Source organism: Streptomyces sp. NPDC005803 (genome assembly GCF_040630435.1).
Taxonomy (GTDB): domain Bacteria; phylum Actinomycetota; class Actinomycetes; order Streptomycetales; family Streptomycetaceae; genus Streptomyces.
Genome location: NZ_JBEXXO010000008.1, coordinates 140,913 through 164,706, shown reverse-complemented (window position 1 = coordinate 164,706; position 23,794 = coordinate 140,913). Strand labels below are relative to the sequence as shown.

26 protein-coding genes and 1 pseudogene are annotated in these 23,794 nt (G+C 70.4%); 11 read left to right on the top strand and 16 right to left on the bottom strand.

The window, feature by feature from the left end:
• Positions 1-95: 95 nt before the first annotated feature.
• The 3 genes from ABZ454_RS14135 to ABZ454_RS14125 form a co-directional block, all read right to left on the bottom strand.
• Positions 96-875, bottom strand: a complete 780-nt coding sequence (locus tag ABZ454_RS14135; protein ID WP_356316939.1) for a hypothetical protein — start codon at positions 873-875, stop codon at positions 96-98.
• Entirely contained in the window at positions 872-1,360 is a 489-nt protein-coding gene (locus ABZ454_RS14130; protein ID WP_356316937.1) for a SigE family RNA polymerase sigma factor, read from the bottom strand. Before ABZ454_RS14130 ends, ABZ454_RS14135 begins: the two co-directional genes overlap by 4 nt.
• 144 nt (positions 1,361-1,504) lie before the next feature.
• On the bottom strand, positions 1,505-2,308 hold the full coding sequence (locus ABZ454_RS14125; protein ID WP_359537950.1) for a class I SAM-dependent methyltransferase: 804 nt from the start codon (positions 2,306-2,308) through the stop codon (positions 1,505-1,507).
• Positions 2,309-2,355: 47 nt separating this feature from the next.
• Between ABZ454_RS14125 and ABZ454_RS14120 the strand changes: the two genes are divergently transcribed.
• On the top strand, positions 2,356-2,985 hold the full coding sequence (locus ABZ454_RS14120; RefSeq protein ID WP_359537948.1) for a CGNR zinc finger domain-containing protein: 630 nt from the start codon (positions 2,356-2,358) through the stop codon (positions 2,983-2,985).
• Here the strand turns inward: ABZ454_RS14120 and sodX are convergent.
• Positions 2,889-3,347 (bottom strand): nickel-type superoxide dismutase maturation protease, encoded by a 459-nt coding sequence (gene sodX / locus ABZ454_RS14115; RefSeq protein ID WP_356316931.1) that lies wholly within the window; start codon positions 3,345-3,347, stop codon positions 2,889-2,891. The genes ABZ454_RS14120 and sodX overlap by 97 nt on opposite strands.
• A 181-nt stretch (positions 3,348-3,528) precedes the next feature.
• On the opposite strand from sodX, the gene sodN reads away from it, so the two are divergent.
• Positions 3,529-3,924 carry a superoxide dismutase, Ni gene (gene sodN, locus ABZ454_RS14110; RefSeq protein ID WP_356316929.1) on the top strand — a complete coding sequence of 132 codons (396 nt, stop codon included), beginning with the start codon at positions 3,529-3,531 and terminating at the stop codon, positions 3,922-3,924.
• Between the two features lie 49 nt (positions 3,925-3,973).
• On the opposite strand, the pseudogene ABZ454_RS14105 reads toward sodN, so the two are convergent.
• A pseudogene (locus ABZ454_RS14105) lies at positions 3,974-4,288 on the bottom strand (tyrosine-type recombinase/integrase); the annotation flags it as partial.
• Between the two features lie 1,004 nt (positions 4,289-5,292).
• Here ABZ454_RS14105 and ABZ454_RS14100 point away from each other — a divergent pair.
• Positions 5,293-5,832, top strand: a complete 540-nt coding sequence (locus ABZ454_RS14100) for an NUDIX hydrolase (protein WP_356316928.1) — start codon at positions 5,293-5,295, stop codon at positions 5,830-5,832.
• Positions 5,833-5,836: 4 nt separating this feature from the next.
• Here ABZ454_RS14100 and ABZ454_RS14095 read toward each other — a convergent pair whose 3' ends face one another.
• Positions 5,837-7,144 carry a helix-turn-helix domain-containing protein gene (locus ABZ454_RS14095; protein WP_356316926.1) on the bottom strand — a complete coding sequence of 436 codons (1,308 nt, stop codon included), beginning with the start codon at positions 7,142-7,144 and terminating at the stop codon, positions 5,837-5,839.
• Between the two features lie 158 nt (positions 7,145-7,302).
• On the opposite strand from ABZ454_RS14095, the gene ABZ454_RS14090 reads away from it, so the two are divergent.
• The 5 genes from ABZ454_RS14090 (at position 7,303) to ABZ454_RS14070 (ending at position 10,542) form a co-directional block, all read left to right on the top strand.
• A complete protein-coding gene (locus ABZ454_RS14090; RefSeq protein ID WP_350984479.1) occupies positions 7,303-7,746 on the top strand; it encodes an ATP-binding protein in 444 nt (147 codons plus the stop codon).
• Positions 7,734-8,846 (top strand): radical SAM protein, encoded by a 1,113-nt coding sequence (locus ABZ454_RS14085; protein ID WP_359537944.1) that lies wholly within the window; start codon positions 7,734-7,736, stop codon positions 8,844-8,846. Before ABZ454_RS14090 ends, ABZ454_RS14085 begins: the two co-directional genes overlap by 13 nt.
• Before the next feature lie 3 nt (positions 8,847-8,849).
• The gene (locus ABZ454_RS14080) at positions 8,850-8,987 is read left to right on the top strand and encodes a hypothetical protein (RefSeq protein ID WP_356316921.1); all 138 of its coding nucleotides are present in this window, start codon (positions 8,850-8,852) and stop codon (positions 8,985-8,987) included.
• 77 nt (positions 8,988-9,064) lie between these two features.
• The gene (locus ABZ454_RS14075; RefSeq protein WP_356316919.1) at positions 9,065-9,874 is read left to right on the top strand and encodes an aminoglycoside phosphotransferase; all 810 of its coding nucleotides are present in this window, start codon (positions 9,065-9,067) and stop codon (positions 9,872-9,874) included.
• A gap of 170 nt (positions 9,875-10,044) precedes the next feature.
• On the top strand, positions 10,045-10,542 hold the full coding sequence (locus tag ABZ454_RS14070; protein WP_356316917.1) for an NUDIX domain-containing protein: 498 nt from the start codon (positions 10,045-10,047) through the stop codon (positions 10,540-10,542).
• A 256-nt stretch (positions 10,543-10,798) separates the two neighbouring features.
• Here ABZ454_RS14070 and ABZ454_RS14065 read toward each other — a convergent pair whose 3' ends face one another.
• The gene (locus ABZ454_RS14065; protein ID WP_356316915.1) at positions 10,799-11,191 is read right to left on the bottom strand and encodes a hypothetical protein; all 393 of its coding nucleotides are present in this window, start codon (positions 11,189-11,191) and stop codon (positions 10,799-10,801) included.
• A gap of 723 nt (positions 11,192-11,914) precedes the next feature.
• Here ABZ454_RS14065 and ABZ454_RS14060 point away from each other — a divergent pair.
• On the top strand, positions 11,915-14,095 hold the full coding sequence (locus ABZ454_RS14060; protein WP_359537941.1) for a VCBS repeat-containing protein: 2,181 nt from the start codon (positions 11,915-11,917) through the stop codon (positions 14,093-14,095).
• A 160-nt stretch (positions 14,096-14,255) separates the two neighbouring features.
• Here the strand turns inward: ABZ454_RS14060 and ABZ454_RS14055 are convergent, their stop codons facing one another.
• The gene (locus ABZ454_RS14055) at positions 14,256-15,716 is read right to left on the bottom strand and encodes an MFS transporter (protein ID WP_359537940.1); all 1,461 of its coding nucleotides are present in this window, start codon (positions 15,714-15,716) and stop codon (positions 14,256-14,258) included.
• A 101-nt stretch (positions 15,717-15,817) separates the two neighbouring features.
• Between ABZ454_RS14055 and ABZ454_RS14050 the strand changes: the two genes are divergently transcribed.
• Positions 15,818-16,438, top strand: a complete 621-nt coding sequence (locus ABZ454_RS14050) for a TetR/AcrR family transcriptional regulator (RefSeq protein ID WP_359537939.1) — start codon at positions 15,818-15,820, stop codon at positions 16,436-16,438.
• A gap of 28 nt (positions 16,439-16,466) precedes the next feature.
• On the opposite strand, the gene ABZ454_RS14045 is transcribed toward ABZ454_RS14050, so the two are convergent.
• The 6 genes from ABZ454_RS14045 to ABZ454_RS14020 form a co-directional block, all read right to left on the bottom strand.
• A complete protein-coding gene (locus ABZ454_RS14045; protein WP_356316907.1) occupies positions 16,467-17,081 on the bottom strand; it encodes an amino acid transporter in 615 nt (204 codons plus the stop codon).
• Between the two features lie 6 nt (positions 17,082-17,087).
• On the bottom strand, positions 17,088-17,981 hold the full coding sequence (locus tag ABZ454_RS14040) for an SDR family oxidoreductase (protein WP_356316987.1): 894 nt from the start codon (positions 17,979-17,981) through the stop codon (positions 17,088-17,090).
• Between the two features lie 35 nt (positions 17,982-18,016).
• Entirely contained in the window at positions 18,017-18,373 is a 357-nt protein-coding gene (locus ABZ454_RS14035; protein ID WP_356316905.1) for a DUF952 domain-containing protein, read from the bottom strand.
• A 9-nt stretch (positions 18,374-18,382) separates the two neighbouring features.
• Positions 18,383-18,817 carry a hypothetical protein gene (locus tag ABZ454_RS14030; RefSeq protein ID WP_359537937.1) on the bottom strand — a complete coding sequence of 145 codons (435 nt, stop codon included), beginning with the start codon at positions 18,815-18,817 and terminating at the stop codon, positions 18,383-18,385.
• Between the two features lie 136 nt (positions 18,818-18,953).
• The gene (locus ABZ454_RS14025) at positions 18,954-19,967 is read right to left on the bottom strand and encodes an NAD-dependent epimerase/dehydratase family protein (RefSeq protein ID WP_359537935.1); all 1,014 of its coding nucleotides are present in this window, start codon (positions 19,965-19,967) and stop codon (positions 18,954-18,956) included.
• Positions 19,968-20,082: 115 nt separating this feature from the next.
• A complete protein-coding gene (locus ABZ454_RS14020) occupies positions 20,083-21,033 on the bottom strand; it encodes a LysR family transcriptional regulator (protein ID WP_359537933.1) in 951 nt (316 codons plus the stop codon).
• 253 nt (positions 21,034-21,286) lie between these two features.
• Here ABZ454_RS14020 and snpA point away from each other — a divergent pair, with 253 nt between their 5' ends.
• Positions 21,287-21,970 (top strand): snapalysin, encoded by a 684-nt coding sequence (gene snpA, locus ABZ454_RS14015; RefSeq protein WP_359537931.1) that lies wholly within the window; start codon positions 21,287-21,289, stop codon positions 21,968-21,970.
• Between the two features lie 234 nt (positions 21,971-22,204).
• Here snpA and ABZ454_RS14010 read toward each other — a convergent pair whose 3' ends face one another.
• Positions 22,205-22,564, bottom strand: coding sequence for a GntR family transcriptional regulator (locus ABZ454_RS14010; RefSeq protein ID WP_356316895.1), 360 nt, complete (start codon positions 22,562-22,564; stop codon positions 22,205-22,207).
• A 2-nt stretch (positions 22,565-22,566) separates the two neighbouring features.
• Positions 22,567-23,550 (bottom strand): DUF1648 domain-containing protein, encoded by a 984-nt coding sequence (locus ABZ454_RS14005; RefSeq protein WP_359537929.1) that lies wholly within the window; start codon positions 23,548-23,550, stop codon positions 22,567-22,569.
• Positions 23,551-23,794: the final 244 nt, after the last annotated feature.

The following is a 23,794-nucleotide window of genomic DNA, read 5'->3' as shown; positions in this document are numbered from 1 at the left end:
CGCACAGGTCCTGGAGCCGCGCACCCGCGAGGGGGCGGTACCGCCCCGTCGGGCCGGTACCGCCCCCTCGCGCGTCAGGCGCTAGTGCCGCGTCACTAGTTCTTCGGCAGCAGCCGCGGGTCGAGCATCAGGGTCCGCAGCTGCGCCCGCGTCAGCGGCGGGGTGTCGAGCAGCGGCCCCAGCGCGGAATCCGCCTCGAAGCCGGTGCTGTCCCGGACGGCCAGTTGGCTGCCGTCCTTCAGCGTCAGCCGGGCCACCAGCTCCGGGCCCCACTTCGGGGTGCCGCCGTCCCCGTAGTCCATCGCGTCGCTCCAGACGGTCAGCACCCGCCCGTCCGGCAGTTCCTCGCGGACGCAGTCGGTGGGGGCCGGCTCACCGTTCCCCCGCTCGCACAGGTTCGTCGCCGCAGGGGAACCCCCGAGCTTCTTCTTGATCATCTTCGCGCTCCGCACGTCGACGGTCAGGTAGCCGACCCCTCCTTCGCGGCGGACCGCGTACTGACCGTCCAGCGGCCCGTACGGATGCTCCGCGGCCTGCTCGGGAGTCGCGTGCTTGATGATGACGGCCAGCGACACCTGCTCGACCGATCCGACGCCTTCGGGCAGCAGTCCGGTCAGTTCGCGGGCCCGGCCGGTGTCGCCCGCGGCCTTGACCGGGGCCGCCACCGAGGACGTCCGGGGTGCCTGTTCCCGTCCGGCGGAGAGTCCGGGCACCACGAAGGCACCCGCCGCCACCGCGCACACCGCCGCGGCCGACACCGCGACCCGGCGGCGCCTGCGCACCCGCTCCGCCCTCGCGTAGACCACCTCGGTGCTGATGACCGGCTGTCCCGCCTCCTCGGCGGCCCGCCCCAGCAGCTCACGCACGTCGCTCATACCAATTCCTCCGCCATCTCGGCGCGCAGCGCCGCCAACCCCCGAGCCGTGTGGCTCTTGACCGTGTTCTCCCGCATCCCGAGCAGTGCGGCCGTGGCCTCGACGCTCAGGTCCTCCCAGTAGCGCAGCACCAGGACGGCCCGCTGTCTGGGCGTGAGCCGGGCGAGTGCCGCCCGTACCGCGAGGCCGGTGTCCGTGTCGGGCCCGTGGGCCGCCCGGTCCGGCAGTTCGCCGTACGACTGCTCACGCCGCCAGAACCGGCGGCGGGCCGCGATGAAGGTGTTGACCAGGGTCTTGCGCGCGTACGCCTCGATATTGTCGAGCCGCCCGTGCCGCCGTCCGCCGAGCACCACCTTGACCAGCGTCGCCTGGACCAGGTCCTCGGCCTCGTGCCGGTCGCCGCAGAGCAGATACGCACTGCGGAACAGCGCGGTGCGTCTGCTCTCGACGAAGGCGTGCAGCGCGGCGTCGTCATCGCTCCGCATCCTCAGCGTCCTTCCCCCGGTCCGCGGGCGCGGACCGTCTCACCCTTCCAGTGCGGTGGCGCGCGGGGCGGGTTGCACGGCCGGCCGGAAAAGTCGGCGGGGCGGCGCGGACCGTCGTCCGCACCGCCCCGGGGCATGCTCCCGCTACTTCACCGCGAGCACCAGGCTGTCCGAGGGTGAGGCCCAGACGGGCCGCGCCTCGGCGAACCCCGCCGCGCGCAGGGTGTCCGCGTGCCATGCGGCGGACGGCACGTCGCCGTCGGCGTGCTCGCCGTAGATCGCGAACCGCTCGGCGGTCGGCCCCGCGAGCACCGGGTCCTCGGCGGCCCGTGCCCACCACTGCGCCCAGTCCAGGACCCCGGCGGCCTTGGCCCGGTCCATGCCGGCGTGCCGGTGGGCGCGTTCGGCGGCGTTGATCCGGGGAGTCCCCGTCTCGATCATGCGGTCGGCGTTCATGAACACGCCACCGTCCCGGACGAGGCCGCCGATCTGCCGGTAGAGGGCGGTGAGCGGCTCGCTGTGCAGCCAGTGCAAGGCGGTGGCGGTAAGGACGGCGTCGTACGAGTCGTGGGGCAGCCGCTCCGTCCACCGCGGGTCCTTGAGGTCCGCGGTGACGAAGGTCACGCGCTCGTCGCCGGCGAAGGAGCCGCGCGCGATGGCCAGCAGCGCGGGGTCGAGGTCGACACCGGTGCTCGTGGCCTTCGGGAACCGCCGCAGCAGCCTGTCCGTAATACTTCCCGTACCGCACGCGAGATCGAGCACCCGCGGTTCGGGGCCCGCGAAGGCCTCGACCATGTCGAGCATCACCCGGAAGCGTTCCTCGCGGTCGGGCATGTACCACTCCTGCTGCCGGTCCCAGCTCTCCTGCCAGGCCTGCCAGTCGGTCCCCGTCGCTGTCTCTGTCACCCGAACCCCTTCATGTAATACCCTGGACCCGTAACGGCCCATTACATCATCGCCGCATCGACCTTAGACCGACGCCGTAAGGACTACAAGTGGAACTGGCCTATTACTCGGACTACGCCGTGCGCCTGGTCAACACCGAGGAGCCGGCCCGCAACAAGGACGCCCTCACCTCGGTCGACGCGGTGCGCGAGCTCTTCGGCGCCAACGGGCAGGCGGCGCGGCGGGCGACCGACGCGGACGTCACCCGCTTCCGGTCCGTACGGGCTCGGCTCCGCGCGGTCTTCGAGGCGGCCGACGGGGGCGACGAGACGCTCGCGGTCGACCTGCTCAACTCACTGCTGCTGGAGTTCCCGGTCAGCCCGCAGATCTCCGGCCATGACATCCGGGACGCGGACGGCAAGCCGGACTGGCACATGCACCTGGCCGACCACCCGTCCAACGCGACGGCCGGCTACACCGCGATCGCGGCGATGGGCCTCGCCTTCCACCTCACCTCGTACGGCGTGGACCGGCTCGGCCTGTGCGAGGCGGCGCCCTGCCGCAACGCCTACCTCGACACCTCGACCAACCGGTCCCGCCGCTACTGCTCGGACCGCTGCGCGACCCGCGCCAACGTGGCCGCCTACCGGGCCCGCAAGCGCCTGGAGACCGAACGGGCCGCCGAGACCGGCCGCAGCGCGGAGACGGCCCAGACCACCACACCGCGCACCGAACGCTGATCCTTCGTCAGCGGCCGGTACCGGGCCCGCACCCTGGCCAGGACAAGCTCCTCGGGCACGGTCCCGTAATCCGTGCTGTCGCCGCCCGCGAAGCTGTTGTCACCCAGCACCCACCAGCCACCGGCCCGCCGCTCCACGGCACGCTTGACCACCAGCAGGTCCTGCTGGAACGGATGCCGCAGGATCACCACGTCACCGGGGCGCACCTCGGCCCCGTACTGCACGAGGAGCCAGTCCCCGTGGTGGAGCGTGGGCACCATCGAGGGGCCCGTCACCTCCACCACCTGGAACGGCACTCTCGCCGCCAGCCCCCGTCCGGGCTGCTCATCGGTCAGCTCCGGCACCTCCGGCACCTCCCGCATCTCTCCGGCACCTCCCCGGTCCGTCCCGTACCCCCGTACACAACAGGGTTCCGTACATTCGGCCACTGGTCCCATCCTCACCCCGGACTTTTGGCCTAAGCCCATGGGGGCACCCGCAAAAACACGCATCTCACGGAGTAATGTCCCACCTGAGAAGACGATCACGAGGAAGGACAGCTCAATGCTTTCCCGCCTGTTTGCCCCCAAGGTGAAGGTCAGCGCCCACTGCGACCTCCCCTGCGGCGTGTACGACCCGGCCCAGGCCCGCATCGAGGCGGAGTCCGTCAAGGCCGTCCAGGAGAAGTACCAGGCCAACGAGGACCCGCACTTCCGGGCCCGCGCGGTGGTCATCAAGGAGCAGCGCGCCGAGCTCGCGAAGCACCACGTCTCGGTGCTGTGGAGCGACTACTTCAAGCCCCCGCACTTCGAGAAGTACCCGCAGCTGCACCAGCTGGTCAACGACGCCCTCAAGGCGCTGTCGGCCGCGAAGGCCTCCACGGACCCGGCGACGGGCCAGAAGGCGCTCGACCTGATCGCCGAGATCGACAAGATCTTCTGGGAGACCAAGAAGGCTTGATCTCTGGTTGGGCCGTCTGACCCGCGGTTTCGCTGGTCATGTCGCATACCGGTCCGCACCCGGTCCGCAGGCCGCCGAGAACGGCGTCCCTCACGGACCGGGTGCGGTCTTCTTCCCCCGGCCACAGGTGCGCGGAGATCCGCAGCGTGATGACGGCGGACGCGTGGCCGAGGACCATCTGGACCTGCTTGACGCTCGCCCCGCCCGCGATGAGCGCGGAGGCGTAGAAGTGCCGCAGATCGTGGGTGACCAGGTGCGGCAGCGTCACGGGCTTGCGGCCGTCACGCCCGGCCGCTTCTTTCTCCTCCGCCTGGAGCGCCTTGCGGGCGCAGTTCCATTCGGTCTTCCGACGGCGGTGGGTCAGGGTGACACTGCTGCCGGTGAGCCGGTTAAATTCGGCGGCTCCAAACTTTCACCTGACCTGTCGATCCACCGCCTGCGCGAACGCTTCACCTCGCAGCCAGACGCCCCCGTGACCGCGCCACCGGCCCATCCGTGGCGCCAGGCCGAACGCTCTCTGCGATCCGCACACGCCGCCCTCACGGACCCGAACGGTGATGTGCACCGGGCTCAGGGCGAAATTGCAGCATTCGGCGACTTCCTCCACGCCGCCGCCCTGCACGGACCCCATCCTCTGCGAGCTGAGATACAGGCCGCGGCCAGCGCATTCAATCGCGCCAACCGGTCCATGATCCGCGCCGACCACCGGGCGGCCCACGCTCTGCGCAAGGCAGGACAGGAACTTCTCTACGGCACCAACAGCGCGGGCAACTTCGTCATCGCCGTACTCGCCGCCACCGTCCACTTGGCCCTCGCCGCCGCCCACTGGCACGAGCAGCGCGATCACCCCCAGCAGGCAGCCGCCGGCCAGCGGGCCCACGCCCGCCTCCGCAGCACCTACGAGGCACAGGCTGCACCCATCCTGTCCGAACTGATCCGTCGTACCCCGCCCACCGAAACCGGCGCGCGCTACGAAGGCGTCCCGAGGGCGACTCTCCCCGCCCAAGTCGACCGAATCCTGGCCTGCCCCGCGTGGCCCGCTCTGACCACCGCCTTGCGCCGTGCAGAGGCTGGCAGCCACTCGCCAGCCTCTGTTCTCAGCGCAGCCGCTGAAGGACGTGAACTCGACACCGCCGACCATCCTGCCCAGGTGCTGATCTGGCGGCTCGACAACGCGTCAAGCCGACGACTCGCAGCCGCGAAGGCAAGCAGCACAATGGCTGTAGAGCCGAGCATGCCAGCGGTCGTGCCTGCCGACTCCAAAGTTCCTCCCTCTCGTCGGCGTGGGCGGTAATGCCCCAACTTGGCGGTCGGATTCTCGTCAAAGTGACATGCTGGATACTTCACTGAAACAAGGGAGTTGGGCTCATGCAGTGGACCGTCCATGGCGAGCGGCAGATCTACAACAACCCATGGGTGAACCTCTGGCTCGTGGACGTCCAGCAGCCTGACGGCCGGCGGTGGGAACACCATGTGGTCCGGATGCGGCACCTGGCTGTAGCGGCCGTTGTCGACGACCAGAAGCGCGTGCTGATGATGTGGCGGCACCGGTTCATCACCGACACCTGGGGCTGGGAACTGCCGATGGGCCTAATCGAGGCCGACGAGACCCCCGAGCAGGCTGCCGCTCGCGAGGTGGAGGAGGAGACCGGGTGGCGGGTGGAGAGCGTCAAGCCGCTGGTTTACGCGCAACCCGCGAACGGCATCACGGATTCCGAGCACTTCGTCTTCCGCGCTGAGGCCGCCTCATATGCAGGCCCGCCTACCGAGTTGAACGAGTCCGACCGGATCGAGTGGATTCCGATCTCGGAGATCCGGGGCATGATCGACCGCCGTGAGGTCGTCAGCAGTGGCAGCCTGGTCGGTCTGCTGTATCTGCTTCTGGACGAGGCGACCGGAAGCTCGTAAGGGGTCAGCCGCGGGCGTCGCGCATGCGTTGCTCGAAGGCCAGGACGGGGGCTTCGCGTGCGTAGGGCAGCATTCGGCGGTGCAGTTCCCGGACGTGGCCCCTCACTCGTGGCGAGTCGATGGCTGCGGTGAGGTCAAGGGCAAGGCCGGCGCTGGTGCATGCCTCGTCGAGTTTGCCCAGCTGGAGCTGGGCGCTGGCCAGCCAGTAGGCGTGGAAGGCTCGGCCCCGCTGTTGGTCGGCATTCTCTCGACGTAGGCCCTCAGTGATGAGGGGTTCGGCGCGGGCTGGCTCACCGAGGCGCGCGTAGGCGATGCCGGTGTCGACGAGGAGTTTCGTCTCGTCGAAGTACTGGACCCAGTCAGGCGCCTCGGCTTCGCGTCCGCGTGAGCGTTCGTACTGGTCGCGGGAGCGGTCCACGGCCTGGTGGCACGCCTGGGCGTCTCGGAGGGTGGCGTGGGCAAACGCTTCGCGCAGGTGCAGCATCGACATGACGAGCGGCTGTTCTCCGGTGACGCGGGCCGCGTCCTGGGCACGGCACGCAAGGGTCACGGCATCGTTCGGGTTGCCGTCGTAGGTGGCCAGCAGGCTCATGCACGACAGCACATTTGCCATGAAGAGGCTGTCGCCTTGCGTGTGGGAGAGTTTGAGCGCCTGGGTGAAGTAGGTGCGAGCGGTGCTGTACTGGCGGGCGTCGAAGTAGGCCCAGCCGGAGAGCCGTGCCAGCTCGGCCGCAACCCCTTGGAGGTCGTGCCGTAAGCCAGCCTCGGCAGAATCGAGGAGACGGCCGACATAGCGCAGATGCCCCACGACGGCGGGCCGCAGGGTCGCGCCACCGTGTGCGTTGTCTCGCCGCCAGTAGTCCTGGACCGACGAGCGCAGAGCCGTAAGGGTGGAACGGGTGGCACGGCCGTCGACCAGGGCGAGAAGGTCGTCCAAATCCTCTGCCGGTTCGGTGCGCTGTGGTTCGCGCGGTGCAGGAAGGGGCTCGGGCGGCCTCTCGTCGGTGCGAGGCGGGGCAGGAATCTCCCAGGGGCGGTGGGCCAGGCCGAGCATTGCACCGGGGATACGCAGGCCGTCGGCGACGCGTTCGATCACGTCGATGTGTGCCAAGCCCCGCCGCCCCGCCATGATCTCGCCGACTCTGCTCGGCGTCATGCCGCACAGCGCGGCGATTCGCGACGGGTAGATCCCGGCCTTGACTTTGACCAGCCGGAAGATGCGGGCGAAGTCCCGAGCGCGACAGGCTTCCTGCCATGCCGCACTGGCCAGCAGTTCGGCCGGCAGAGCCCGGTGATCCTGCGAGCGTGCCACTCGTCCCCCTCACTCGCGCGTCCGGACGGGATGCCATGGGATCGACTGCCATAGAGATTACCCACGTTGGGTAACCACGGTGACCTGACTCTGTGATCGTCGCGGCAGTGAACTTGTGTCCCACAGCCCGCCCGTGACGAGGGGACGCGATGCACGCGATGACGACGTACGACCGACAGACCACCCCGTTGCGATGGCAGATGCAGTTCAGCCCGGTACGCAAGTGCGTGCCTCTGGCCCGCGCCCTCGTCTCCAAGACGCTTGCCAGCTGGGGATACGGCCAGGAGTGCATTGACCGGGTGGTCCTCGTCTGCGGAGAGCTCTCTGCCAATGCCGTCGAACACGGCGGCAGACGAGGGCACCTCTTCGAAGTTCGACTGACGGTTGACGGCCCACACTGCCTGGTCGAAGTCTCCGATGCAGGCCGCACCCCTCCCCGACCCATCCAGGCCGGGGAGGACGACGAAGGCGGCCGGGGCCTGCTTCTGGTCGCAGCGCTCTCTGAAGAAACCGGCCACCACGACCGCCACCCGATCGGCAAGACCGTCTGGGCCCGCCTGGTCCTCAGCAGCCCGAGCGAGGAGTCCGTATGCACGAGCTGATCGCCGCCCCGTACCTCGACCACCACCTCCTCGTACGGCCGGGCAACCCGAAGGCAGCACGCCTTCCCGCCTCCCGGTACGACGAACTGCACTCCGCATCGGGTACCTCAGCAGTGCCCGCGTGGCTGGCCGACGTGGCCCGTCAGGCTTGGAAGATCGATCTCAGCGACCGATGCCTCAATGAAACTGTGCTGGTTCGTTCCCGCTCTCCGTATGCATACGGGCGCGCCTCGTACGAACTGAACCTCGGCTGCAACTACGACTGCGAACACTGCTACCTCGGCCTGAAGCAATTCGCCGGCCTGGAGTGGCCTGAGCGTGAGCGCCTGCTGCACGCCATCAGGGACTCGGGGGTGCTTTGGCTCCAGCTCACAGGCGGTGAGCCGATGATCGACAAGCTGTTCCCCGAGACGTACCGGCTGGCGTACGAGCTGGGCATGATGGTCGAGATCCTCACCAACGGCTCGCGTCTTGCCGCACCGAAGAACCTCGCCCTGCTGACTCGCTTGAGGCCGAACCGGATCACACTCAGCCTGTACGGGGCCACCGCAGAGTCCTACGACGGGCTGACCCGGCGCCGGGGCGCGTACCGCATGTTCGTCAAAGGACTGGATGCAGCCCACGAAGCTGGGCTACCCCTCGATCTCGCCTTGATCATCACGCGGCACAACGCCCACGAGGCCGACCAGATGCGCGCCTTCGCCGGCCGCTACGACCTGCCGTACCGCGAATACACCCACATGTCGCCGACCATCTACGGCGGCGCGGAAACCCTCGCCACCCAGGCCCCGGACCACCTCGCAGATCGCGAACCCTTCAATGGCTGCAACGCCGGCCACACCTTCTTCCACGTCGACCCGCACGGCATGGCGACCATCTGCAAGGTCGGCCGTGACGAAGCGATCCCCCTCATGACCACGGGAGTCGAGGGCCTGAGCCGCCTCGGCGGCATCGCCGACTCCCTGATGCTTCGCACCGGTGGCTGCACCGGCTGCCAGCTCTCCGGCACCTGCCGGGTCTGCCGGCCGCTGGCCAAGGTCTACCAGGAGGCGAAGGCACCACTGGACAGGTACTGCCAACACGCGACTACAAGGAGCTGAACCATGACCGCCATCGCAGTCGAGATCGCCCCCATCCGCCCGCCGTCCGAGCCTGATGCGGAGATCATCCTCATCGACGACGTGGACGCCTTCGCTGCGGCCACCACGCCCGGCTGCGGGGACGACAACCCGTACAACTGACCATCCCTTCAGGGGCTTTCGGCGGTACCTCGCGCCGAAGGCCCCTGTTGGCGCGTAGATCTGGAAACCTGACGGCCATGCCCGCACCCTCCATCACCTTCGCCGGTCTTCCCTCTGGCGCTCGTACCGCCATCGAAGCCGAGATCGGCTCGATTCTCAGAATCGAAGACGTCAGCACTGGTCTTAACAGCTCCCTCTCCGCGCTCGCACACACCGCCGGCGGAGTCGTCTTCCTCAAGGGCCTGCGCTCCGACCACCGCTGGGTCTGGACGCAGCAACGCGAGGCAGACATCAACCCGTACGTGACCCCGCTCGCCCCGCGCCTGCTCTTCCACGTCATCGCCGGCGGCTGGGATCTCCTCGGCTTTGAGGCCATCGACGGTCACCATGCCGACTACTCCCCAGGCTCCCCCGACTTGCCCAAAGTCACCGGCGCCCTCAGAGAGCTCGCCGCACTTCCTTGCCCTGACATCGAACTCCGGCTCGCCGAACAGCGCTTGGCTGCCTACGTCGCCGATCCCGCCGATGCGGAAGCCTTCGCAGGGGACGCGCTGCTCCACACGGACTGGAACAACCACAACGTTCTCATCACCCACGACCGCGCCCACCTCGTCGACTGGGGCTGGGCCACCCGCGGAGCCGCCTGGTTGGATCCTGCGCACTGGATTATCTGGCTCGTCGCGGCTGGTCACACGCCATCCGCCGCAGAGGAGGCGGTCGCGCTTCTTCCCACCTGGGTGTCGGCACCACCCCGAGCGGTGGACGCCTTCGCCCACGCCAGCGCGAACCTCTGGGAAGAGATCGCGGGCTCCGCTTCAGACGACTGGACAATGAACATTCTCAACGCCGCACGGCTCTGGCACCAGCATCGAAGCCATCGCCCCTGACAGACGTAGCCTGCGGATGGATCGACCGTGGCACAGTCTCCCGCACCTTGATCTCGTGCTCCTGTGAACAGACGGGTCGGCGAACCTCTCCGAACTGCCCTTTTCTGCGGAACTGTTATAGCGGCCCCGTGGAGCCCTCGCTTGAGAATCAGTCCTACGAAGGGACCCCAATGCCCCAGCAGACCGACGACCAGTCGAAGGCACTCAAACCGGCGTTCGATTCGATGACCCTGCTGGTCGCTGCGGTCATCGTCCACGACAGGGCCACCAACCGCGTCGTCCTACTCCAACGCAGCAAGAAAGCCAAGTTCGCCCAAGGCATGTGGGACCTGCCGGTCGGCAAGAGCGAACCCGGCGAGCCCATCACCGAGACCGCGGTCCGCGAACTCTATGAGGAGACCGGCCTCACCGTGAAGACCGAGTCTCTCAAGGTCGCCCACATCATCCACGGCGCTTGGGGCGTCGAAGCCCCCAACGGGTTCCTCACCGTCGTATTCACTGCCCACGAGTGGACCGGCGAACCCGAAAACCGCGAACCCCGGAAGCATTCCCAGGTCCGCTGGGTCCACGCCAACGCCATTCCCGAAGAGTTCGTGGACACCACCGCAAGCGCCCTCCACCGATACTTCACGGGGGGCCTACAGGTTTCCCTTAACGGCTGGAATTAGGGGTGCCCGGCCCTTCTGACGATATGTTCAGCGCGAACCCACATTCGACCGCACACCGGTTAGAGCTTCCAACCGCTCAACGATGCTCCGCCATTCATCAATTATCACGTCCGGAGCATCCAACATACTCGACCTGCCGTGCAAAATATCCGATGCTCGAGCATATACATGCCTGACCAATCGCACCAGCCCGGCCGCTTCCGTAACTTCCTCCAGGGACACTAGTCCGATGACGATAGAAATCCGGCCAGGCACGTTATTGATATACAAAAGCGGGCTTTCTGGTTGACAAACCCGATGGTAAGCCTCCATTCGGCCCGTGATAGATGCTGATCCCAGGAGAAGGATCGATCTCCACGGCAATTTCGGATGCAGTTCCCTGAAACCCACAGAGGCGAAGCCCTTTGATGCCCCACAAATCCCCCGGGGTGGGGTCTAGCGCACCTTCGTTCTCACCTTGGAGCCGAGCAATCAACGCTCGCAGGTTTTCCCATCCGGCTTTCGTCTTAGTTGCGCCAGCTTGCATCTTCGTAGCAGCCTTGGCCAAGTCGGCATAGGTCAGCAGAGAGAGCTTTTCCTCCGGATATCGATGCTCGCCCCCACTCTCCGGGAGTTCTGCATCGAAGGATTGGTCATCTGTGACGGTCATGCCGACTCCACCGCCATGGCGCTTGTGCCGCATGTAGGGGCGTAATGCTAGCGGTGGGGCGGTGCGGACGTATGGGGTTTTTGGAGTCCCTCGGCCATGCGGGTGCTTATATCCACTTAGCGAATTACATCCTGATTCACAATGATAAGAGCCGCAGAAGCCGGCAACGCCAGCCGTGGGGCCATGACCAGGCGGCGCAGCAGCGGCACCGCTTGTCGGCACGGCTCGTGTCCGTCGATGTATCAGGAACGCTGCTATCTGCGAGCGGGCAGCAGTCCGAACACAGTCCGCAAGACACCCGATCAGGACCGTCGCGTCCCATCGCTGGCCAACGACAAAAGGCCAGGTCAGCAGCCCGCAGGGGCGATCCCCGCAGGTCGCCGACCCGGCCCGCTACTTGGAGACCAAGAAGGCCTGATCTCTGGTTGGGCCGCCTGACCTGCGGTTTCGCTGGTCGCGTCGCTCACCTGACCGCACCCGGTCCTCGGGCCGCTGATGATGGCGTGCCCGTCCGACCGGGTGCGGTTTTTTGCTGTCCGGCCACAGGCGGGCGGGGTCCGCGGCGCTGCCGTACGAGGCCGGCGGATGGGTGACCGGGGGCCCACCGGACCTGCGTGGGCGGTGGGCCCGGGCCGGGCCCATACGTCGTACATCCATTCGCTCTCCCGCGAGTCTCACAGGTGAGGCGCATGGTGCGCCTGTTGCATCCGGGAGGAATGACACGTGCCTCTGGCTCGTCCGACCCGACGCCGGCTCGCCGCCGCCGTCACCACCGTCCTCGCCGTCACCGTCGGCGCGAGTGCGCAAGCCGTCCCCGCGAACGCCGTCGCGGCGGCGGACGCCGGCCTCCACGCGAGCGCGGCTGTCACCGCCGCCGCCCCCGTCCCGTACCCCAAAGGCAGCCGGCTCGTCGCGGCCGGGGTGACCGGCTTCCTCACGACCGCACCCGACAAGACCTCGACGTGGAGGCGCTACTCGGACGGCTCCGGACAGGCGTACTCGGGCGACACTTACCTGCGGTCGACCCGGACCACCGACTTCCTGGTCTTCTCCGGCTCCTACCAGGTCACGCAACGGAATCTGAGGACCAGTGGTTCGCTGGAGATCCCCATCGGGTCGGCTGCGGACAGCGCGAAGTACGCCGGCTCGGCGGGCGACGCCGTCTTCACCACCCTCGCGACCGAGACGGGCACCGTCCTGCGCAAGCACACCGCGGCGGACAACAACGTGACGGTGACCGGCCTCCCCGCCGGCGCGACCTCCCTCTGGGTCGCGCCCGCCACTCCCGAGCGCGCGAGGATCAACTTCCATCAGGGCTCGGAGGCCAAGTGGGGCCTGCTCGACCTCGCCACCGGCACCGTCGGCTCCATCCGTGACCAGACGTTCGGCCAAGTCGGCGTCTCCGCGACCCGCACCGCGTGGTCGTACGAAGCGGCGGACGGGACTCCGCAGGTCTTCGCCTCGGACATCACGACCGGTGCCGTGCAGGAGATTCCGGTGGCACAGGTGCCGGCGTCGGGCGACTTCCACGTCGGCCTCGTCGGCGACTGGGTCGCGTACGGGCAGATCGGAGGTATGTCCTACTCCCAGCCCGGCGCGCACTACCCCCTCACCGCTTACAACCTCACTACCCACACATCGGTGAGGCTGCTCGACCACGCGTACGAGCTCGTGCCCGCCCCCGACGGCAGCCTCTACGTACGGGGCGGCCTCGTCGGCCAGGGCGAGGGCATGTACCGGATCGCGGCCACGGGGAGCGAGGCGCCGACGGTCGCGAAGGTCGCGACGACCGGCGATCCCACCGAGGTCGCTTTCACGGCCCTCACCGTTCCCGGCGCGGTCCTGGACCTCGACAAGAGCGACGGCTTCGCCTTCCGGTGGAGCCTGTCCCGAGTGGGAAACGTGTCGATCACCGTACGCCACGTGCGCACCGGGAAGACGCAGTCCCACACCTCGAACCAGACCTTGGCGACGGGGTTCGCCTGGCAGGCCAACAACTGGGACGAAGAGGTTCACAACGGCACGTACACCTGGGAGATCGTCGCCCGTCCGGACAACGGCATCGGCCCGGACGCCGTCGCCAAGGGCACCTTCGAGGTCGTCCGCAAGACCGCGCCGCACGACTTCGACGACAACGGCACCCCCGACCTGCTCACCCGGGACTCCGCCGGCCGCCTGTGGCGCAACGACCTCTTCTACCAGCCGGACAACCCGAAGCGCGGTATCCACGCAGGCGAGCCCAAAGCCCTCCTCGGTTCGGGCTGGAACATCTACGACCGGATCGAAGCCGGCGGCGACCTGGGCGGTTCGGCCGTCGGCGACCTCCTGGCCCGGGACGCATCCGGCGTGCTCTGGCTGTACCAGGGCGACGGCGTCGGCAACTTCAGCGGGCGGATCAAGGTCGGGGGCGGCTGGCAGATCTACGACAAGATCGCGTTCGGGAGCGACCTGACGAACGACGGCCGCCCGGACGCCGTCGCCACCGACAAGTCCGGCGTGCTGTGGCTCTACCCCGGCACCGGGGACGCCACGAAGCCGTTCGCCGCCCGCACGCGGATCGGCAGCGGCTGGGGCGTCTACAACGACATCACGGCCGTCGGGAACATCGCGGGCGCCCCGGCCGGCGACCTGGTGGCCCGTGACAAGGACGGAGTCCTGTGGCAGTACCTGGGCAAGGGCGACGGCACTTTCGCCGCCCGCACGAAGGTGGGCGGCGGCTGGAACGCGTTCGGCGGGCTCGTCGGCGCCGGTGACGCCGACGGTGACGGGCGTCCCGACCTCATCGGCCTGCGCAGGGACCGGGATTCGCTGTACAAGGGCACCGGCGACTGGAAGGCCCCGTTCCTGACCGCCGAGACGATGTACCTGGAGCCCTCGGTCAGCGCCTCGGATCTCGTGTTCTGAGCCCTCCGCCCCCCTGCGCGCGCCGTCGCCGAGGCACCGTGGCGCTTCGGCATCCCGCCGGCGGCCGGCGTGGCCCGAGGGGTGCGGACAGACGGACGCGGGGCCGTTTCGGCCCCGCGTCTCCGGTCGGTCGTGTGCGTACAGTGCGCGCTCCGCGCCGTCACCGCTGAGCGCCGCTCCCTTCCCGCCGCGGCCGGAGGAAGGCTCCGGCGAGGAGCGCTCCCGCCAGGACGAGGGCGGAGTTGACCAGGATGGCGACCGAGACACCGGAGAGGACGCCCTCCGGTCCCGCGTCGCCGAGGGCGGACATCCTGGCCGTGGCGATGGCGCTCATGACCGGGATGCCCATGGTGATGCCGACCTGCTGGGTCATCGTGGCGAGCCCGGTGGCCAGGCCCTGTTCGTCGTCGGGGAGGCCGGAGGTCGCGGTGACCATGAAGCCGACGATCATCAGCATGTTGCCGATGCCGCCGATGAACGTGGCGGCGAGCAGGAGCCAGATCCAGGCCCCGGACGTACCGAGTGCCACCAGGGAGAGCGTGGCCACCGCCTGGACGATGCCGCCGGCGACGATGGTCGTCCGGTTACCGAAGCGGCCGACGGCCCGGCCGCCGAGCGTGCCGCCGATCACCGTGCCGATGCCCAGGACACCGAAGGCGAGGCCCGTCGCGAGCGGCGAATAGCCCAGGACCTCCTGGAGGTAGAGCGTGAGCAGGAAGACCAGCGAGGTCTCGGTGACGAAGGCGATCAGCCCAGTGGCGTTGCCCCAGATGACGCTGCGGCGCTTGAGGATGCGTACGGGGACGAGGGGCGCGGCGGCCTTCTTCTCGACGAACCAGAAGGCGATGAGCAGCGCGGTGCCGGCGATCAGGGCGGCCAGGGTGGTGGGCGTGGTCCAGCCGGTCGCGCCGGCCTGGGTCAGGCCGTAGACCAGGAGCAGCAGTCCGCCGGTGACGGTCGCGGCGCCCGGGACGTCCAGCCGGGGGCGGCCCGCGGGGCGCGAGTCGGTGATGACGGACGGGGCGAGGGCGACGACGAGGGCGGCGACGGGGACGTTGACGAAGAACGCCCAGCGCCAGGAGAGCAGGTCGGTGAGGAGTCCGCCGAGGATCGCGCCCGCGGTGAACCCCGCCGACATCAGGGCGCCGTTGAGGCCGAGGGCGCGTTCACGCAGAGGGCCCTCCTTGAACGCGGTGGTGAGCAGGGCGAGTCCCGCCGGGGTGACGGCCGCGGTGGCGAGGCCCTGGAGGACGCGGGCGGTGAGCAGGATCTCCGGGGAGGTCGCCAGTCCGCCGAGCGCCGAGGAGAGCCCGAGGACGACCATGCCGCCCACGAAGAGGCGCTTGCGGCCCACGAGGTCGGCGATGCGGCCGAACAGGAGGGTGAAGCCGGCTGCCGCCAGGGCGAAGGAGGTGGCGATCCACTGGAGGTCCGGGAGGGAGAAGCCGAGTCCCTCGCCGACGACGGGCAAAGCGACGTTCAGGATGGAGAAGTCCACGGCGATCATGAACTGGGCGCCGAGGAGCAGGGCCAGGACGAGCTTCTGCCGTCCGGTCATGCGGGGCGGGGCCGACGTGGTGACGGCGGTGGCGCGTGGCGGGGTCTGGCTGGGTGCGGACATGGTCGTCCTTCCTCGGACGGAAGTTTTAACGGGTCTGTGGTTCCGTTAAGATGAAGTGACCGTAGCAGAGGAACAGCCATTAATGGAACTGGAGACCCGTTATGACGTCGGAGAGCGCTGAGAACGTGGAACCCGGCATGGTCCGGCCCGGCGGACGTACGGCCCGGGTCCGTGAATCCGTCCTGCGCGCGGCAGGCGACGCGCTGGCCGAGCACGGCTTCGACCGGCTCGACCTCGCCGACGTCGCGCGCCGCGCGGAGGTCGGCAAGACGACCGTCTACCGGCGCTGGTCCACCACCACCGGCCTGATCGCCGACCTCCTCGACGACATGGCCGAACAGTCCTCGCCGCGCGCCCGGACCGGCTCACTGGCCGAGGACCTCAGGGCCAACGCCCGGCTGGTGCTCTCGACGCTCACCGACGCCCGCCAGGGAGCCCTGTTCCGCTCCGTGATCGCCGCGGCGACCTGCGACGCGCGCACGGCGCAGGCTCTGCACCGCTTCTACGCGGTCCGCATCGCCGAGTGGGCGGGCTGCGTCACCGAGGCCGTCGAGCGCGGCGAACTCCCCGCCGGCACCGATCCCGACGAGGTGGTGCGCGCCGTCTCGGCCCCCCTCTACTACCGCCTGCTGGCCAGCGGCGACCCGCTCGACGAGGCGGCCGCCGACCGCGCCGCCGAGGCCGCGGTCGTGGCGGCGAAGGCGGGTACGTACGTGGTGTGAGCCGACCGCCTCGACGCGGGCGAGGTCGTCAGCCCGCCCGCAGCCGGGCCGCCCAGGGGTGTCCGGCGCCCTCGGCCAGGGTGATCGTCTCCGTCAGCCAGGAGCGCCGGTCGTCGTCCAGGACGGGCAGCACGGCCTCGAAGTCCCGCTCGTCCTTGGGCCGCCGCGACCTGGCCTTGTAGAGGAGCTGGACCTCGGGAGCGAGGTAGGGGACGCCGTCCCCGGAGACCCTGCCGAGCCGGTCCAGCGGGAGGCGGATCCTCGGGTCGCGGCGGAACACCCAGTCGCCGTCCTCCGCGTCGTCCAGCATAAACTGCACGCGCCACGGAGCCCCCACGCCCGGCCTGCACCAGATGTCGTGCACCCGCGGCGGCAACATCTCGCCGGCGCGCCAGGGCCTCAGCGTGCCGGGCGGGTCGGCGGCCCACCACTCCCAGTCCGGCAGGATCCGCTGGACGCTCAGCTGGTCGCGGCGCAACAGGAGTACGTCGATGTCACCGTGGTCCCGGTAGGCGCGGCCCACGGCCAGTTCGACCGCGTACCCGCCCGCGATCCACCACCGCGTGGGCTGCGGAGAGAGCAGGCGCACGGCGTCCCCGAGCGGCATCGGCTCCCAGGGGCCCCAGGGCGTATCCGTGCGCACCGGCCCTCAGCCCGGGGTGAGCAGGTGGCGGTAACTCTCCGGGTGCTCCCGGAGGTACGTGGCCAGACTCATGGGGGGCCTGCCGGTGAGGGTGGCCACCGCGTCCGAGACCGTGGCCATCTCCCCCGCCGCGATGGCCTCGTATGAGGTCACCCAGCCCGCCACCTCCCAGTCGTGGGCGCCGTAGTGGGACCGCGAGGCGTAGGCCTCCTCCCGGGTCTCCGGCTCGTAGGTGACGGTCCGGCCGGTGACCCGGCTCAGCTCCTCGGCGGCCTCGGCGAGGGTGAACGCCTCGGGCCCGGTCAGGTCGTACGTCTGCCCGTCGTGCGTGGGGCCCGTGGGGTCGGCGCCGGCCAGCAGGACGGCGGTCGCCGCGTCGGCGATGTCCTCGTGGGCCACCGCCGCGACCCGGCCGTCGCCCGCCGGGCCGCGCAGGACGCCGTCGGTGCCGGTCATCGCCGGGAGGCCGGCCAGATACCAGCTGTCGCGCAGGAAGGTGTGCCGGACGCCGGAGACCCGGATATGGGCCTCGGTGTCCCAGTGGTCGCGGGCGAAGGTGAACGTCGCGTCGGGGGCGGCGCCGAGGAAGGAGACGTACACGATCCGTTCGACGCCCGCCGCGACCGCCGCGTCCACCGCCGTCGTGTGCTCGTGCACCCGGTCCGGGCTCTCGTGCGCCGAGACGAGGAACAGGGTGTGCGCACCTGCCAGGGCGCGGCGCATCGCCTCCCCGTCCCCATAGGCGGCGGCCGGTGCGGTGTCGGCGCCGGGCAGGTCGGGCAGCCGCGACGGGTCGCGGCCGAGGAGCCGCACGGGGACGCCCGCCCGGGTCAGCCGCTTCGCGACCCGGCCGCCGAGCGCACCGCTCGCCCCGGTGACGGCGGTGAGCGGGCCGGTCACGACGCCCTTGGGATCCTGTGTGTCGTCCGTGGGGTTCATGCGGGGTCACCTTCCTTGTGCGGCCAGGGGCGCACCTCCACGACCGCCTCGACCGGAACGGGTCCGTAGATGTGCGGGAACTCCTCAGCGCCGGGCGACGGCGACTCGTACCGCACCGGCGCGGGGAGTCGTTCGGTGTCGATGACGAGCACCACCAGGTCCTCGTCCCCGGCCCCGGCCCGGCTCCCGGCGCCGTACAGGAACTCGGCGACACCGGCGAGCTGGTGGGGCAGCGAGCAGTGGATGAAGCCCTCTTCGTGCAGGGTGCGGCCACGGGTGGACATCTCGTACGTCCCGATCCCGCGAGCCGCCTCCCACAAGGGGCGTTCGGTCAGGTGCAGCAGTTCGGCCATGGGCCAAAACTAGCCGCGCCGGCGTGCCCTCCGGGCCATCAGCGTGGCCGCCGATCCAGCGATCAGCAGGACCACCGCGATCCCGCCGATCACCCATTCACCGCCGCGCGAACCCGTGTCCGGGAGCCGCCCCTCCCAGTGGAGAGGAAGGAGTGGCCGGCTGTGCGCCGGGCTGACCCCCTCCCCCTCCGCCTCCCTGACCAGGTGGTCGCCCGCGACGAGGACACCGAAGTCGCTGTCGCTCCTGCTGTCGTGGTGGATGACGGACGCACCGTCCGCCTCCGGCCGGAGGGGAGAGCAGCCGTCCCCCGGACACGAACCGGGTCCGCCGGGCAGCGGGGCGGCGGCGGCGACGGGAACGAGGGTTCCCGCCATGACCGCCACCGCTGCCGCCATCACCGCCGCGCGGTGATCTCTTCCGCTTCTGCGCGCCTTTGTTCCCATACAGCGCAATATGGAGCTTCACGGGGCCCGCGCGGGCCTGCCACGCCGGGACGGCGGCCGCCGACCCTCCCGGTGGCGGGGCCGGCCGGGGTGACAGGACTCCGGGGGCGGCCCGTCCCCCCGGCGGCGCCGGCCGTCAGTCCGCCAGCAGCTTCGCCTCGGTCGCCGGGTCGAGGCCCTTCAGCGGGCGGTCGGCGCGCTGCGGCGCCTTCCCGCCGAGCTCGCACAGCCACGCCCAGGTGTCGGCGACCGTCTCGTCGACCGGCCGGCAGCGCAGACCCGTCGCGTACGCCCTGCCGACGTCACCCTGGTGCATGGTGTCGTACAGCTCCCCCGGGGGCAGCCAGACCGGCAGGTCGGTCCAGGGTTCGACGCCCGCCGCGAGGATCCGGCCGGCATCGGTCCACCGCAGCTCGGCGCCCGAACCGGTGACGCGCACGCAGGCGTTCAGCAGTTCGCCCATGGTGGCGTGCCCGGGACGGCTGACCAGGTTGTACGGGCCGTGCAGCCTCTGGCCGGCGGCGTCCAGCAGCCATCCGGCGAGGTCGCGGACGTCGATGTACTGCAGGGCCAGATCCGGGGTGCCGGGCGCGAGCACCGGACCGCCCCGGGCGATCCGTGTCAGCCACCACGGCAGCCTCCCGACGTTCTCCCAGGGGCCGATGATCAGTCCCGCGCGGGCGAGCAACGCCCGGTCCCCGAAGGCGTCCAGCGCGGCCAGTTCGCCGCCGCGCTTGGCCAGGGCGTACGAGACGTCGCCGCCGGCGTCCGGCGAGGCGCCCTCCACCAGCGGCCCGTCCTCCGGCAGGCCCGCCGGTGCCGGATAGTCGTACACCGACCGGCTGGAGACGTACGTGTACCGTGCCGCCCGGCCGGACAGCAGCCGGGCCGCGTCCCGTACGGCCGAAGGCGCGCCGCTCCACGTGTCGACGACCAGGTCCCAGGTGTACGTTCCGTCGCCCGGTTCCGCGACCCCGGCGAGCGCGGCCAGTCCGCCCTCCGCGGTGCGGTCGCCGAGCAGTTCGGCCACTCCGGGCGGGGGTGCGTGACGGCCGCGGTGGAACACCGTGGTCTCCCAGCCGCGTGCGAGCGCCGCCTCGGTGACCGCCCTGCCGACGAATTCGGTACCACCCAGTATCAGAAGCCTCATGCCCCGACTCTGCCCGTCCGCGCCCCGGTCCGGGACGGTCCTCGCTCTCGGCTGAATCGGCCCGGACCGGGCGTGGTCCACCGGACGGGACCCCTCCGCGCCCGAAGGGCCGGGCTCAGGACAGGACGAGCGGGCTGCGGTGGCGCAGCAGCCACTGGTGGTAGCCGGCGGCCCGCTGGGCCGCCTCCCGGTAGGCGGCCTCCAGTTCCCCGTACACCACGGACATGTCCGCGCCCGGCCGGGAGACCAGGAGCAGCCGGACGGCGAGCGGGTCGTCGCGCAGCGGACGGATCGCCATGTCGTCGCGCGGGCCCGAGGTGGGCTGGCACGGCGCCACCGCCTCGCCGAGGACGACGAGTGAGGCGGCGGTGAGGTAGTCGCCGTGCAGCACCGTCGGCGCGACGCCGGCGGCGGTGAACACCCGGCGCAGCCCGTCCCATTCGCCGTCCACCGTGGGGTCGACCATCCAGCGGTCGGCGGCCAGGTCGGCCAGATCGACGACGGGCAGCGCCGCCGCGGGATGGTCGCGGGCCATGGAGATGAACTGGGGTTCCCGGTCCAGCAGCACCCGCTGCTCCAGGCCGTCGGGAACGGACAGCGGGCAGCCTTCCACCTCGTGCACGAAGGCGACGTCGAGCCGGCCCGTCTGGACCGCGCGCAGCAGTGCGCGGGCCGACACGTCGACCCGCAGCGAGATGTCCGTGCCGGGCAGCTCGATCCGCAGTCTGCGCAGCCAGCCGCCGATGACGCGGCTCGCGGTGCAGCCGATCCGCAGCCGCGGCCCGTCGGACCGGGCCGCTTCCACCTCCGCCTTCGCGTCGGTGACCAGCGCGTTCATGCCGTCGACGAGGGGACGGGCCCGGACGATGACGGCGCGGCCCAGCAGGGTGGGGTGGCAGCCGGTGCGCTCACGGCTGAAGAGTTCGGCGCCCAGCGCCCTCTCGATCCGGCGCAGCTGGGTGGTGAGCGAGGGCTGGCTGACGCCCAGTCGGCGGGCCGCCCGGTGCAGGCTGCCGGTGTCGGCGATGGCGCACAGCACCCTGAGGTGCCTCACCTCGAGCTCCATGCTGCCGAGAGTAGGGGGGCCGGGTCGCCACGCACCAGACGCCGCAACCCCATCAAATGCCCCTCATTCACCGACTGTTGGCGCGGCGGACGCCGGGTGGCCGGCCGTGTCCGAACGGGGCGATAGGGCTGCGCTATCACCGGTTGGCATCATCCGCGCGGGGCCGCGTTCCCCGACACTCGCTGCGTACCGCCCCCGTCCGCGTCCGCTGACCGGACGGGTCCCCAGGCAGGTAATCGGCAGGAGACCCCCCATGAGACACCCCAGGACCGTCATGTCGGCCGTGATCGGCCTCGGCTTCACGCTCGCCGCCGCGCTGGGCACCGCCCCCGCGATCGCCTCCGCCGCCCCGGCGGCGCCCGCCGCTCCCCCCACGTCCGCCTCCGCCGCCCACGCGGCGTACACCTCCCACGCCGGATCGCACGAGAGCGCCGCCGCCAACAAGGCGTTCTTCGAGGCGGTGGCGAAGTCGGTGGCCGAGAAGCGGGCCGCGCAGCCGGGCGTCCAGGCCGTCACCATCGTCTACAGCGCCGCCAACGCCCCGAGCTTCCGCTCGCAGATAGCCAGCAGCGCGCAGATCTGGAACAGCTCCGTCTCCAACGTCCGGCTCCAGGAGGGGTCCAACGCCGACTTCTCGTACTACGAGGGCAACGACCCGAGTGGCTCCTACGCGAGCACGGACGGCCACGGCAACGGGTACATCTTCCTCGACTACGCGCAGAACCGGCAGTACAACTCCACCCGTGTGACGGCCCACGAGACCGGGCACGTCCTCGGCCTGCCGGACCACTACTCGGGCCCGTGCAGCGAGCTGATGTCGGGCGGGGGCCCCGGTACGTCCTGCACGAATTCCTATCCGAACTCCCGTGAGCGCAGCCAGGTGAACTACCTCTGGCAGTACGGCTTCGCGGCCGCGCTCGCCCGCAGCGGTTCCTGACGCCGCCGCGACGGGCCACCTCGCAGGACGGGGTGGCCCTTCGCTGGGCGGCACGCCCCTTCAACGGGGCGGGCGTTCGTGCCTCACGGGGCGGGCCTGCGGGAACGGGTCAGGCCCTCGGGTCTCACGGGGGCGGGGCGGGCCTTCGTGGGGCGGGGGCTTCGGGCCTCACGGGGCGGGGCGGGCGTTCGGCGGCGTGCGGGCCCTGCGCGGGGGCCGGCGGCACGGCGGCGGTCACCCGGCGGCGAGTTCGCTGCGGACGAGGGCCAGCAGTTCGTCCTCCGTCATTCCGAGCTCGCGCGCCTCGCCGACCATCTCGCGCACGCGCTCCAGCAGCCTGGCGCGGTGCGGAGAGGCCCCGTGGGCGACGACCGCGCCGCGGCCACGGCGCAGTTCGATCAGCCCTTCCTCGCGCAACCGCTGATAGCCGCGCAGGGCCGTGTGCACATTCACGCCGAGCGATTCGGCGAGCACCCGGGCGGCGGGAAGCCGTTCGCCGGGGGCCACCGCCCCGTCGGCGACGGCACGGCGCACACAGGCCGCGATCTGGTCGCCGAGCGGCACGGTGGAGGTGGGGTCGACCCGGAAGAGCATGGTCAGTGTTCCGTTCGGCGCTGGTCGATCAGGGTGTTGAGGAGCGCGGCGGCTGTCGCCGAGTCGTCGACCGTCACCGCGAAGTCCCGGCCGTCGGCCAACCGTGCCACGATCCCCTCACCGGAACGGGTCATGACGCCGGTGCGCCCCGACCGGATCCGGTAGCCCCAGCCCCCGTACTCGGAGAGCGGGTCGATCTCCCGGCTGACCGCCGTGTCGATCCGGTCGAGCGGAACCCGCACCCTCGGCCACGGCAGCGACCCGGAGACGGTGAGCCCACGCCGGTCCACGGTCACGCAAGGACGGGCGAAGCTCGCCAGGAACAACCCGACCAGAAAGGGCGGAACCGCTGCTATCCAGTCCCCGGTGAACAGCAGCCCGATACCCACCACGCAGGGCAGGGCCGCCGCCGGCAGCAGCCACCGGTTCCCGGTACGGCGCGCCCACCCCGCCACCTCCCCGGCAGCCAGCTCGATCCGTTCCCTGTCAGCGGCCGGGGCGCCGGCCGACGGCCGCTCGTGTACGGGCAGGAGCGCGGCGAGCAGCAGCCCGAGCCCGGCCGCGAGCGCGGCGACCCCCAGCGCGGCGGCCAGATGCCACATCGGGAACGAGACGCCCTGCGCGCGCCCCTGCGCGTCCTCGGCGGCGTCCACGTTGACGAGCAGGACCACCGCCATCAGGTAGCCCAGGAAGCCGGCGACGGAGTAGCCGCAGGCCAGCGACCTGTGGTCCGCCCGGCCCTGGAACCCTCCCCTGGCGGTCAGCAGGGCCCACAGCATGCCCGTGCCGACGAGCAGCACCGTGGTGACGACCACGTACGTGGTCCGGCCCGCGTAGTCGTCCGCCCGGCCGTTGCCGACGAAGTGACTGGCCAGCTGTGCGGGCAGACGGTCCCTCCGAGTGGCGAAGACGACCAGGTCGACTGCGAGAGCGAGCAGGAACGGCAGGACGGCGAGAGCCGCCCGGCCGACGATTTTCCGGTTCATCAAAACCTCCATTGTTCGCATGCTAGTAGAACAATGATCGCGCGGCAACGCGGCAACGCGGAAACGCACCGACGCACCGACGCACCGCTGCGGGCTCAACGACGAACCGACGCGCGGGCGCAACGACGCGGGCGCAACGACGAACCGACGCGCGGGCGCAACGACGGACCGGCCCGACGGTGGTGGTGCGCCGTCAGGCCGGTTCGGAGGTATCGGTGGGACCGGTGAATCAGTGGCCGGGGAG

What these genes read in the sequence shown, in the direction of transcription:
- ABZ454_RS14085 (WP_359537944.1), top strand. Translation starts at nt 7,734, where the DNA reads ATGCACGAGCTGATCGCCGCCCCGTACCTCGACCACCACCTCCTCGTA.
- ABZ454_RS14100 (WP_356316928.1), top strand. Translation starts at nt 5,293, where the DNA reads ATGCAGTGGACCGTCCATGGCGAGCGGCAGATCTACAACAACCCATGG.
- ABZ454_RS14090 (WP_350984479.1), top strand. Translation starts at nt 7,303, where the DNA reads ATGACGACGTACGACCGACAGACCACCCCGTTGCGATGGCAGATGCAG.
- ABZ454_RS14010 (WP_356316895.1), bottom strand. Translation starts at nt 22,564, where the DNA reads ATGCTCTTCCGGGTCGACCCCACCTCCACCGTGCCGCTCGGCGACCAG.
- ABZ454_RS14065 (WP_356316915.1), bottom strand. Translation starts at nt 11,191, where the DNA reads ATGACCGTCACAGATGACCAATCCTTCGATGCAGAACTCCCGGAGAGT.
- ABZ454_RS14035 (WP_356316905.1), bottom strand. Translation starts at nt 18,373, where the DNA reads ATGGCCGAACTGCTGCACCTGACCGAACGCCCCTTGTGGGAGGCGGCT.
- ABZ454_RS14125 (WP_359537950.1), bottom strand. Translation starts at nt 2,308, where the DNA reads ATGGGCCGTTACGGGTCCAGGGTATTACATGAAGGGGTTCGGGTGACA.
- ABZ454_RS14050 (WP_359537939.1), top strand. Translation starts at nt 15,818, where the DNA reads ATGACGTCGGAGAGCGCTGAGAACGTGGAACCCGGCATGGTCCGGCCC.
- ABZ454_RS14130 (WP_356316937.1), bottom strand. Translation starts at nt 1,360, where the DNA reads ATGCGGAGCGATGACGACGCCGCGCTGCACGCCTTCGTCGAGAGCAGA.
- snpA (WP_359537931.1), top strand. Translation starts at nt 21,287, where the DNA reads ATGAGACACCCCAGGACCGTCATGTCGGCCGTGATCGGCCTCGGCTTC.
- ABZ454_RS14080 (WP_356316921.1), top strand. Translation starts at nt 8,850, where the DNA reads ATGACCGCCATCGCAGTCGAGATCGCCCCCATCCGCCCGCCGTCCGAG.
- ABZ454_RS14075 (WP_356316919.1), top strand. Translation starts at nt 9,065, where the DNA reads ATGCCCGCACCCTCCATCACCTTCGCCGGTCTTCCCTCTGGCGCTCGT.
- ABZ454_RS14020 (WP_359537933.1), bottom strand. Translation starts at nt 21,033, where the DNA reads ATGGAGCTCGAGGTGAGGCACCTCAGGGTGCTGTGCGCCATCGCCGAC.
- ABZ454_RS14135 (WP_356316939.1), bottom strand. Translation starts at nt 875, where the DNA reads ATGAGCGACGTGCGTGAGCTGCTGGGGCGGGCCGCCGAGGAGGCGGGA.
- ABZ454_RS14005 (WP_359537929.1), bottom strand. Translation starts at nt 23,550, where the DNA reads ATGAACCGGAAAATCGTCGGCCGGGCGGCTCTCGCCGTCCTGCCGTTC.
- sodN (WP_356316929.1), top strand. Translation starts at nt 3,529, where the DNA reads ATGCTTTCCCGCCTGTTTGCCCCCAAGGTGAAGGTCAGCGCCCACTGC.
- ABZ454_RS14070 (WP_356316917.1), top strand. Translation starts at nt 10,045, where the DNA reads ATGCCCCAGCAGACCGACGACCAGTCGAAGGCACTCAAACCGGCGTTC.
- ABZ454_RS14030 (WP_359537937.1), bottom strand. Translation starts at nt 18,817, where the DNA reads ATGGGAACAAAGGCGCGCAGAAGCGGAAGAGATCACCGCGCGGCGGTG.
- sodX (WP_356316931.1), bottom strand. Translation starts at nt 3,347, where the DNA reads ATGCGGGAGGTGCCGGAGGTGCCGGAGCTGACCGATGAGCAGCCCGGA.
- ABZ454_RS14055 (WP_359537940.1), bottom strand. Translation starts at nt 15,716, where the DNA reads ATGTCCGCACCCAGCCAGACCCCGCCACGCGCCACCGCCGTCACCACG.
- ABZ454_RS14025 (WP_359537935.1), bottom strand. Translation starts at nt 19,967, where the DNA reads ATGAGGCTTCTGATACTGGGTGGTACCGAATTCGTCGGCAGGGCGGTC.